At 34.3% G+C, this 1388-nt stretch carries 3 protein-coding genes; 2 read left to right on the top strand and 1 reads right to left on the bottom strand.

The annotated features are described in order from the left end of the window. On the bottom strand, positions 1–245 hold a 245-nt coding region (locus BHECKSOX2_RS06530; RefSeq protein ID WP_180323630.1), incomplete at its 3' end, for a transposase. A gap of 116 nt (positions 246–361) precedes the next feature. Here BHECKSOX2_RS06530 and BHECKSOX2_RS06525 point away from each other — a divergent pair. Both BHECKSOX2_RS06525 and BHECKSOX2_RS06520 read left to right on the top strand, forming a co-directional pair. Further along, on the top strand, positions 362–655 hold the full coding sequence (locus tag BHECKSOX2_RS06525) for a hypothetical protein (protein WP_139682951.1): 294 nt from the start codon (positions 362–364) through the stop codon (positions 653–655). Beyond that, positions 636–935 carry a hypothetical protein gene (locus BHECKSOX2_RS06520; RefSeq protein WP_139682760.1) on the top strand — a complete coding sequence of 100 codons (300 nt, stop codon included), beginning with the start codon at positions 636–638 and terminating at the stop codon, positions 933–935. The genes BHECKSOX2_RS06525 and BHECKSOX2_RS06520 overlap by 20 nt, the downstream gene beginning before the upstream one ends. The last annotated feature ends 453 nt before the right edge of the window (positions 936–1388 follow it).

Below are 1388 nucleotides of genomic sequence, written 5' to 3'. Positions count from 1 at the left end.
AAAACAACACGCTCATCAGAGAGGTTTTCTAGTTGTTTAAGCAAAAGCAAACCTACCATCAGCCTGATGGGTTTTGAGGGTCTGCCATTGTTTTGAGAGTAATGTTGCTCAAAGGCATCATCAAAGACCGTCCAATTAATAGTGTTGGCTAGTTGTATTAAAGGGTCTTTGACATCTAATTGAGAAAAGAGCTCTGAATGAAAAAGATTTGATTGGGTGGATATTGGGCTGGATTTAGTTAACATTTTTTTAAGCAAAACGACCAAGAAATAAGAGGTATTTTAGCAAAAGTTGGTTGATTTGTCTAGGGTTATTGTTGGTTTTATTGTTATAAATCAATTTGTTGTGTGGTTTTTAAGGGTTGACTAATTATATCGCCATTCGATTTGATGAAAAACACCGTGCTATAAAAATTAGAAAAAGAATTAAAGATGCCAAAACAAACCTTACCAGAAGTGGTAAAAATAAAATCAGCAGCGCCAAAACTCAACCGCCCTTTGAAAACGCAAATATGCCCATGATCAAGGCAAAAATTAACAAGCAAAAAGTCATTGAGTTTTGGAAAAACCCTACAAGGTCTAAATATGATTTAGATTTGCCTTATGACGGCATGCTATCTAATTGCATACATTTGCATGCTCAAAGGAAAGTCTAAAAATCAATTAATTTCTAAAAAAGCACAAGCCATTGCACTTGATAACACGAATGCATTAACGCCAAATTCCATAGAATGGTGGGCATGGATTGAACAAAAATATTCAAGAAAAGTCATCAAGAGTGACAAAAATGAATATACAAATATAGGATTTTTTGGCGCTAGTAAAGAGTATGTTTATCAAACTTGGGTGGATGAATTGGGAGCGATAAATGAAAAGGCTTTGGTGAAATCATCTGAAGAGGATAGCTGGAATATGGATTGTAATTGCACTGATTAAAAAGGTGTAATAAATACAGCATAGACACAGTGTTTGATTTAATTGTACAAAGAAGTACAAAGAACACAAATCAAAGGGTAAATTGAGATGGATTTATCTGTAGATACAAAATAATGCCTGTGATACTGACCAAAGCCTTGCTATTGAGCAATATATTTATCGCGCTATTGCCACTAATCTTGAGAGCTTAAATGCCAGTGAGAGTATCCATTTTTATAATCAGCATGCTGATGATAGTGAGAACCGTATTAAAGCATTTAAGCCGTTGCTATCTTGATTTAAACGAACAACAAAACAAACCCTACCTAAACAAAGGAGGCTTAAGCACATCTGAAAAACCCAAATAATCCAAAATATCGAATAATTTGTGCTAATCTTATCAACTTGGGAATATTGTCTGTATTTTTATGGATGCAAGACTTGAATGGGGGTAATTATCAGAAGTCTACTTTC

Origin of the sequence: thiotrophic endosymbiont of Bathymodiolus puteoserpentis (Logatchev) (assembly GCF_900127505.1) — a bacterium.
Lineage (GTDB): Bacteria > Pseudomonadota > Gammaproteobacteria > PS1 > Pseudothioglobaceae > Thiodubiliella.
This window is presented reverse-complemented; position numbering and strand designations above follow the sequence as displayed.

Bases quoted from the DNA above. Each gene is read 5' to 3' on its own strand.
- BHECKSOX2_RS06520 (WP_139682760.1), top strand. From the start codon at position 636: ATGCTCAAAGGAAAGTCTAAAAATCAATTAATTTCTAAAAAAGCACAA.